Origin of the sequence: Microcystis sp. M049S2, assembly GCF_020245625.1 — a bacterium.
GTDB lineage: Bacteria > Cyanobacteriota > Cyanobacteriia > Cyanobacteriales > Microcystaceae > Microcystis > Microcystis ichthyoblabe_A.
This window is the reverse complement of the sequence record NZ_JADBUN010000260.1, coordinates 1-8,842: the sequence shown is the minus strand read 5'-3', so window position 1 is coordinate 8,842 and position 8,842 is coordinate 1. Positions and strand designations below refer to the sequence as shown.

The window sequence follows — 8,842 nt, the reverse complement described above, 5'->3', positions numbered from 1 at the left end:
TGCATTATTCACCAACTGGCAAAAACCTGATTGTGAGGACATCTCAAAAAACAGACTGTTTTTCAGCCAGATCGCTAGATGAACTTCTTGCCAAGGCTTTCGAGGATTTTCCAAAGTCTTCATGAATAATGCAGGCTAGGAGAAGATGGGGTGAGAGGTGTGACTAGAGGAGTCACCTCTGGCGTTGTCGGAGCCAGCATAGATGGTGCTGTCGCCATCAAAGTCTGATCTACTCCCAAAAGACTTGAGCCATCTTCTAGAAGTATTGGGGGAAGTATTGGAAAATCCACTTATGCCTTCTGCTTGGATGTCTAGCTTGATTCACTAAATTAATTTTTGTTAGCATCTTAAGGGCGTTTCTTTTTACTGTCAATATATATAAATTATTTGCATATATATATATATCATTAGTTTTGCTAATTATATTAAATCCGTTTTTAATAATATGATTAACTGCCAATCCTACCAGATCGGCGATCGCAATGAAAAAAGCTCCCCACTTCCCCAACAATGAATAATAGGTTCCCATCTCAGGGATCTGTGTTACCATGCGGGGTAAATTCAAGCGATCTCCAGACACCTATGAGCAAGGTTCTCGTGTTGAATGCCTCCTACGAACCGCTAAATATCACCAGTTGGCGGCGTGCGATCGTTTTATTGTTGAAAGGAAAAGCTGAATCCCTAGAACATAACGGAAAAGTGGTTTGTCGTGACTTACCCCTACCCTCTGTTATCCGTCTTAGGCAATACGTCCGTGTTCCCTACAAGGAAATTCCTTTAACCCGTCGTAATATTCTTGAACGAGATCATCACACCTGTCAATACTGTCTCTACCGAGGTGAACAATTAACCATCGATCATGTGATTCCCCGTTCTCGCGGAGGGGGTGATACCTGGGAGAATTTAGTGGCGGCTTGTGTGCGTTGTAATGTGCATAAGGGCAATCGTACACCAAAAGAGGCCAATATGTCCCTGCGCGCCCAGCCGCGTCGTCCCTACAGTAGTCTCCACTTTGAGCTATTAAAGCACACTAGGGGGAATCACAATCACGAATGGCGTAAATATGTCATCGGCATTTAGGGTGAGAAAGGCATGGTGAAACCAAGACCAAAATTGATTCCCATGCCATTATTATTAGTCTGGGTGCGAGGATTGGCAACTCCCGTGCCTAGATAAACCGAACAACCAGGACAGGGGGAATTGACTCGGTAGCGCACCGCCATGGGATCATTGGGATCGGTGATCGTTACTCCCTGATGGTTTAAATCTTTAATTAGATTGGTGACGGGTTTGAAAAAATCGGCGCTGGGGGGTTGACTTGGTTGCAGTTCTAGGGTTTGTTCTTGGGAAGCAAGAACGATTTCCGAAGCGATAACTAGCAGCAGAGAGGTAGTTAAGCCAAATAAACCCAGATTATTTTTGATCTTCATTTTTTTTATCACCGAGAGATTGTTAATTTCTTCTGGTGATAATTCTAGCGTTTCCTCACCGGAAAGGAACCCAATCAGTAAAAAAAATTTACTAATTTCTACCATACTTATAATAAGCGGCACAAGCACCTTCACTAGAAACCATACAAGTACCGATGGGGTGTTCGGGAGTACAAGCAGTCCCAAATACTTTACATTCCCAGGGTTTTAAAACACCTTTAAGAATTTCGCCACACTGACAAGCTTTGTGATCTTTAACACGCTGATTGGGTAGGGTAAATTTTTTCTCCGCATCAAAATTACTGTACTCATCTCGCAGTTTTAACCCTCCTTGAGCAATTTCTCCTAAACCTCGCCATTCAAACTGATCCCGCAGTTCAAAAACTTGCTTGATTGCCGATAAAGCGACTCTATTTCCTTGATTTTGTACCACTCGATCATACTGATTTTCGATCTCACATCTCTGCTCATCTAATTGTTTTAATACCATCCAAATTGATTGGAGAATATCCAAGGGTTCAAACCCAGAAACTACCACAGGTTTATGATATTCTTGGGCAATAACTTGATAGGGTTCTGTGCCAATTACCATGCTAACATGACCGGGACCAACAAAACCGTCTAACTGTAAATCTGGGTTATCTAACAAGGCTTTCAGAGCGGGAATAATCACCACATGATTAGAAAATAAACTAAAATTAGTGATGCCATCTCTTTGCGATTCTAAAACAGTTAAAGCGGTACTAGGAACGGTTGTTTCAAAACCTAAGGCTAAAAATATTACTTCTTTATCAGGATTTTCTCTGGCAATTTTTAAGGCATCGCGAGGAGAATAAACCATGCGAATATCATCACCTTTTGCTCGCGCTTGCAGCAGACTCAAATGGGAACCGGGGACACGCATAGTATCGCCAAAAGTTGTCAGAATTACGTTCGGTTGTTGTGCGAGAAAAATGGCATCATCTAAACGACCTCGTGGCATTACACAAACGGGACATCCAGGACCATGAATTAATTCGATAGTTTCTGGAAGTATTGCCTCGATACCGTATCTAAAAATTGAGTGAGTATGACCTCCACAAACCTCCATAATTTTAGTAACTTTTTGCTGCTTTTCAGAGATTCTTATCGATAATTGTTCTATTTGTTGAATTAATCCCGACGCTTTAACTGGATCACGAAATTCATCAACGTATTTCATAGTTTATCTCCTTTAATTATAATTTTTAGCTGTCGGTCGTCAGTAATAATTGCCGTAATTTACATTTCTTATAGATAGACAACAGCATTAATTTATGGGTGACTACTTTAAGAACATTAATTATGATTAAATTCTAACTCTAATTCCGCTAATTGTGTTAATAAATTTAAGGTTTCTTGCGCCTCATCTTCATCGATTCGATTCATGGCAAAACCCACATGAACTAATACCCAATCCCCTACACAAGTATTAGCGGGATGGTCTTCATCAACAATACAAGCGATATTTACTTCTCTTTTTACACCCCCCACATCGACGAGAGCGAGATGACGGTTTTCATCAATAATTGCCGTAATTTGTCCCGGTATGCCTAAACACATAGTTTTTACCTTAAATCTAGTTTTTGTTAATTATGCGCCGATTTTTGGGCTAGAGATTGCATTAATATCAACTGACAGCCCTTCTCATAAAGATGAAGTATAACCTAATTTGATATTGACGACCTACGACCGCCTCCCGAAAAGGAAAACCGAGTCAAAGGTTATCCTTTTTACTTGGTCTTAGCTGCCATTCTGGACTATTGCCCTCAAGAACAGCTTTTTTTCTCCTATCTTTTTTAAGATTTCCCCTGTCCCGGACCGTGGACACTATCCCAGCAGGGGTAAAACTTTTGTATTAGGGACTACACCAATGATAAGAAATTATTCAATCAATCGATCGGGTGACATTCTAGGCTATGATTTCCCTGACTATAGTTATTTCTCTACATTAAGGAAAATCTACGATGACAACCTTTCCCATCGATTTGAGTGCCTATAAACCCATCAGTCTCGACCCCAGTAACCCCACCCTCACCGACGACCAAAGAAGCGCCCTAAAAGCCAATATCCAACTCTGTCGCGATGCTATCATCTTTTTTACTGCCACGGGTGCGGCCCGGGGTGTGGGTGGTCACACCGGCGGCCCCTACGATACCGTCCCGGAAGTGGTGATTCTCGATGCTCTTTTCCGCAGTCAACCTAGTCAATTTGTACCAATTTTCTTCGATGAAGCGGGACACCGCGTCGGTACTCAATATCTCATGTCTGCGTTAGAAGGTTCTTTACCCCCAGAACAATTAATGCACTACCGCGAGGCCAATTCTAAACTACCCGGACACCCGGAATTAGGATTAACCCCCGGCGTCAAATTTAGTTCTGGCCGTTTAGGACATATGTGGCCCTACGTTAACGGTGTCGCTTTAGCTAACCCCGGAAAAACCGTTTTTTGCTTAGGTTCCGATGGTTCTCAACAGGAAGGCAATGACGCAGAAGCTGCCCGTTTAGCCGTAGCTCAACACATCAATGTTAAGCTAATTATTGATGATAATGATGTGACAATTGCTGGTAATCCTTCCAAATATTTACCCGGTTATGATGTGGCTAAAACTCTCACCGGCCATGGTCTAAAAGTGTTAGTGGGAGATGGGGAAGATATCGATAGTTTGTATCGCAATATCTGTGAAGCAATTAATACTCCGGGCCCGATTGCGATTATTAATAAACGTCCCATGTGTCCCGGTATTGAAGGTTTAGAAGGTTCTAACCACGGTCATGATGTGATTTCTGTCCCCTTGGCTTTAAAATATTTAGAGGCAAAAGGACACAGTGCCGCTGTGGAATATCTCAACAGTATTAAAAAGCCTTCTAATGACTATAAATTCCTCGGTTCTGGGGATAAATGGGGTTCTAACCGCAATGTTTTCGGCGAAGCAGTAGTCAGTCTTTTAGGCAAAATGAGCGAGGAAGAACGCAAGGCTAAGGTATTAGTAGTAGATAGCGATTTAGAAGGTTCCTGTGGTTTGAAAATTATCCATGATAAACATCCCGAAGTGTTTATTCCTTCTGGTATTATGGAACGGGGCAATCTTTCGGCAGCCGCTGGTTTTGGTATGGAAAAAGGTAAACAGGGAATTTTCGCCACCTTTGCCGCTTTTCTAGAAATGTGTATTTCTGAAATCACCATGGCCCGCTTGAATTATTCTAATCTTTTATGTCATTTTTCCCATTCTGGTATCGATGACATGGCCGATAATACCTGTCACTTTGGTTTGAATAATTTCTTTGCCGATAATGGACTCGATGACGGTTACGAAACCCGTCTTTATTTCCCGGCTGATGCGGCACAAATGACCGCTTGTGTCGAGGCAACTTTCCATCAACCCGGTTTACGTTTTATCTTCTCGACTCGTTCTAAAACTCCCAATATTCTTGATACTAAAGGCAATAATTTCTTTGGCGATGGTTATACCTTTGTCCCTGGAAAAGATGAAGTAATTCGGGAAGGCACTGCCGGTTATATCATCAGCTTTGGAGATGGTTTATACCGCGCTTTAGATGCAGTGGAACGCTTAAAACAAGAAGGTATTGACGTGGGTTTAATTAATAAACCGACTCTCAATGTAGTGGATGAAGAAATTATCGCTAAAGTTGGTAGTTCTCCCTTTGTTTTAGTGGTAGAAGCATTTAACCGTCGCACGGGTTTAGGTAGCCGTTATGGTTCTTGGTTACTCGAACGCGGTTTAACTCCTAAATACGCCTATATCGGTACTCACCACGAAGGTTGTGGCGGTTTATGGGAACAATTTCCCCACCAAGGTATTGACCCAGTTGGTATCATTAGTAAAGTTAAATCTTTAATCGCTTAGAGAGTATTTTAGGGGGGAATTAATCAGTCATCAGTTATCAGTAATCAGTTATCAGTGAACATCTTTAATAATTAAGTAGGTAGGCGTTAAAAATTATTAGACACCCCCCTTATCAAGCTATCCCTTATAGGGATCTTTCTTAACAATTTTTGCAGTAAGCACTCCAACCCTTATCCTGACTTGATTTCAGTTTTTTCTTTGTCAGTAAGGGTGTCAACAACGAATATTAAAAATTGTTAACCGAGTCTTGAAAGCCTTGTGCTACAAAGGTTTGAAATGTTAAGAAAGATGTGACTAAAGGACAGATCAAGAGGGGCAGGGGGGATCGAACCTAAAATTCATTTTTAATTTAATTATAACCAGCTACTTAAGATTTTAGCTTGGTTGAGAATCCGAGCATTTGTACTAAAATTTCCAAGACGCAGTTTAAATCCCTGACAGCTTATAAACTTTAGCCGCTTAAATCGCACCATTGAGGGGAAATCCCCCTGAACTAGGTACGGTAAGCCCCTAGGAGCCGACAAACCGGTCAATCTAAAATAATCTCTAGGGTATAAAAGTAATCTCTTATAGAAAATGCAGCCAACCAATCCACAACAATTTACGGAAAAAGCTTGGGAGGCAATCGTCAAAACGCCGGACATTGCCAAACAGAACAGCCAGCAACAAATCGAAAGCGAACATCTAATGAAAGCCCTTCTTGAACAGGAGGGATTAGCGGGCAGTGTCTTTAGTAAAGCTAATATTAGTCTAGCCCGTTTGCGGGATCGAACCGATGACTTTATCCGTCGTCAACCGAAAATCTCTAACCCCGGCGACTCGATTTATTTAGGTCGTAGTTTAGATAGTTTACTCGATCGAGCGGAAAATTATCGTCGAGAATTTGGAGATGACTTTATCTCGATCGAGCATTTAATTTTAGGTTACGCTAAAGATGATCGCTTCGGTAAAAATATTTTTCAAGAATTCGGACTTACCGAAAACAAACTCAAAGAAATTATTCAACAAGTCAGAGGTAGTCAAAAAGTGACCGATCAGAATCCAGAAGGCAAATACGAGGCCCTAGAAAAATACGGACGGGATCTCACCCAATTGGCACGGGAAGGTAAATTAGATCCCGTAATTGGACGGGATGACGAAATCCGTCGCACCATTCAGATTCTCTCTCGCAGAACTAAAAATAACCCAGTTTTAATCGGGGAACCGGGAGTAGGAAAAACTGCCATTGTCGAAGGATTAGCCCAGCGGATTATTAACCGTGATGTGCCAGAATCTCTGTTAGATCGTACTCTCATTTCTCTCGATTTGGGTGGCTTAATTGCGGGAGCAAAATATCGCGGAGAGTTTGAGGAAAGATTAAAAGCTGTCCTCAAGGAAGTCACCGATTCCCAAGGCAATATCATCATGTTTATTGATGAAATTCATACCGTTGTCGGTGCGGGAGCCACTCAAGGGGCAATGGATGCGGGCAATTTATTAAAACCAATGTTAGCCCGGGGTGAATTGCGTTGTATCGGAGCCACTACCCTCGATGAATACCGCAAATATATCGAAAAAGATGCGGCGTTAGAAAGACGCTTCCAAGAGGTTTTAGTGGATGAACCAAATGTGGTCGATACTATTTCGATTCTTCGCGGTCTTAAAGAACGTTATGAGGTGCATCATGGGGTGAAAATTGCCGATAATGCTTTAGTAGCGGCGGCACTGCTTTCTAATCGTTATATTAGCGATCGCTTTTTGCCCGATAAGGCCATTGATTTAGTTGATGAAGCGGCGGCCAAATTGAAGATGGAAATCACCTCTAAACCGGAAGAACTCGATGAAATTGATCGCAAAATTCTCCAGTTAGAAATGGAAAGACTTTCTCTACAACGGGAGTACGATCCAGCTTCGCGAGAACGGTTAGAAAAGTTAGAAAAAGAACTGGCTAACCTCAAGGAAGAACAATCGGGATTAAATGCCCAATGGCAAGGAGAAAAAGAGATTATCGATAAAGTTCGTGGGGTTAAAGAAGCGATCGAACAAGTTAATCTGGAAATTCAACAGGCCGAACGAGATTATGATTATAATCGCGCCGCCGAATTAAAGTTCGGAAAATTAACCGATCTGCAGCGGCAAATGTCCGCCCTAGAAACTCAATTGGCCGACAAACAAACCACCGGCAAAAGTTTATTAAGAGAAGAAGTTCTCGAATCGGATATCGCCGAAATTATCTCGAAATGGACGGGAATTCCTCTCAACAAATTAATCGAATCGGAAAAAGAAAAACTCCTCAATCTGGAAGACGAATTACACGAAAGTGTCATCGGTCAAGAGGAAGCGGTGACAGCCGTGGCCGAAGCGATTCAACGTTCCCGCGCCGGTTTATCGGATCCCAACCGTCCCACGGCCAGCTTTATTTTCCTCGGTCCGACGGGGGTTGGTAAGACAGAATTGGCGAAAGCTTTAGCACGCAATCTCTTTGACACGGAAGAGGCTCTAGTTCGCATCGATATGTCGGAATACATGGAAAAACACAGCGTTTCCCGTCTCATGGGTGCGCCTCCGGGATACGTCGGCTACGATGAAGGAGGACAATTAACCGAGGCAATCCGGCGTCGTCCCTACTCTGTCATCCTCTTTGATGAGATTGAAAAAGCCCATCCCGACGTTTTTAACGTTATGTTACAAATCCTTGACGATGGGCGCTTAACCGACTCTCAAGGTCATCTGGTTGATTTCAAAAATACCATCATTATTATGACCAGTAATATCGGTTCTCAATACATTTTAGACGTGGCTGGTGATGAGTCTCGTTACGAAGAAATGCAGGCACGAGTGATGGAAGCAATGCGGAATAGTTTCCGTCCCGAATTCCTCAATCGTATCGATGAAACGATTATTTTCCATAGTTTACAAAAAGCGCAACTGCGCTCGATTGTCAAACTACAGTTAGCCAATCTCAGCGACCGCTTGATCGAACAAAAATTAGCCCTGAAATTTGCCGATATTGCCCTCGATTATCTAGCAGAAATTGGTTATGATCCAGTGTACGGTGCGCGACCCCTAAAACGGGCAGTACAAAGATATGTGGAAACTCCGATCGCTAAGGCAATTCTGCGCGGTGAATTCAAAGGGGGAGACACGATTTTTGTCGATGTGGCCGATGAAAGATTGACCTTTAAACGGTTAGCTTCTCCGGTAGTAACTGCTTAATTAGCAAGGGTGGGCAATGCTCACCCTTTGATTATTTCGGGTTTACCGAAAAAGTTTTTCGTGCAGTCAGGAGTCGGTCGCCGGTCGTCAATACCACATTCGGTTATACTTCATCTTGATCGGAAAGGCTGTATCAGTTATCAGTTCACTGATCACTGAAAAAAAGCTTCCCACTCTCCTATAAACTAGCTAGGGCTTGCTGAAAAAGTCATTGAAAAGTACAGGTCTCTTAATCAATGATTTCACTTAGCTACAAGCATAAGCTTTAGTTGTTGATTAATTTTTAAGTTATAACTTATCCTAATCATTGACCGAGAAAAAGTGCTGTTT

Annotated in this window: 7 protein-coding genes; 3 read left to right on the top strand and 4 right to left on the bottom strand. The window is 42.3% G+C overall.

Annotated elements, in window-relative coordinates; all coding sequences use genetic code 11:
* Positions 1-256: 256 nt before the first annotated feature.
* Positions 257-580 carry a hypothetical protein gene (locus IM496_RS20260; RefSeq protein WP_194013640.1) on the bottom strand — a complete coding sequence of 108 codons (324 nt, stop codon included), beginning with the start codon at positions 578-580 and terminating at the stop codon, positions 257-259.
* A gap of 2 nt (positions 581-582) precedes the next feature.
* Between IM496_RS20260 and IM496_RS20255 the strand changes: the two genes are divergently transcribed.
* Positions 583-1,080, top strand: a complete 498-nt coding sequence (locus IM496_RS20255; RefSeq protein WP_002785544.1) for an HNH endonuclease — start codon at positions 583-585, stop codon at positions 1,078-1,080.
* Here the strand turns inward: IM496_RS20255 and IM496_RS20250 are convergent.
* The 3 genes from IM496_RS20250 to IM496_RS20240 all read right to left on the bottom strand — a co-directional run bounded on the left by IM496_RS20250 (position 1,077) and on the right by IM496_RS20240 (position 3,011).
* On the bottom strand, positions 1,077-1,430 hold the full coding sequence (locus tag IM496_RS20250; RefSeq protein WP_194013642.1) for a hypothetical protein: 354 nt from the start codon (positions 1,428-1,430) through the stop codon (positions 1,077-1,079). The two genes, IM496_RS20255 and IM496_RS20250, sit on opposite strands and share 4 nt — an antisense overlap.
* Positions 1,431-1,521: 91 nt before the next feature.
* Complete coding sequence (gene hypD, locus IM496_RS20245) at positions 1,522-2,631, bottom strand: hydrogenase formation protein HypD (RefSeq protein ID WP_287663066.1); 1,110 nt, start codon at positions 2,629-2,631, stop codon at positions 1,522-1,524.
* Between the two features lie 116 nt (positions 2,632-2,747).
* Positions 2,748-3,011: a HypC/HybG/HupF family hydrogenase formation chaperone gene (locus IM496_RS20240; protein WP_002748045.1), complete on the bottom strand. Its 264-nt coding sequence runs from the start codon at positions 3,009-3,011 to the stop codon at positions 2,748-2,750.
* A 404-nt stretch (positions 3,012-3,415) separates the two neighbouring features.
* On the opposite strand from IM496_RS20240, the gene IM496_RS20235 reads away from it, so the two are divergent.
* Both IM496_RS20235 and clpB read left to right on the top strand, forming a co-directional pair.
* Positions 3,416-5,317 (top strand): thiamine pyrophosphate-binding protein, encoded by a 1,902-nt coding sequence (locus tag IM496_RS20235; RefSeq protein ID WP_287663064.1) that lies wholly within the window; start codon positions 3,416-3,418, stop codon positions 5,315-5,317.
* A gap of 576 nt (positions 5,318-5,893) precedes the next feature.
* Positions 5,894-8,512, top strand: coding sequence for an ATP-dependent chaperone ClpB (gene clpB, locus IM496_RS20230; RefSeq protein ID WP_287663063.1), 2,619 nt, complete (start codon positions 5,894-5,896; stop codon positions 8,510-8,512).
* Positions 8,513-8,842: the final 330 nt, after the last annotated feature.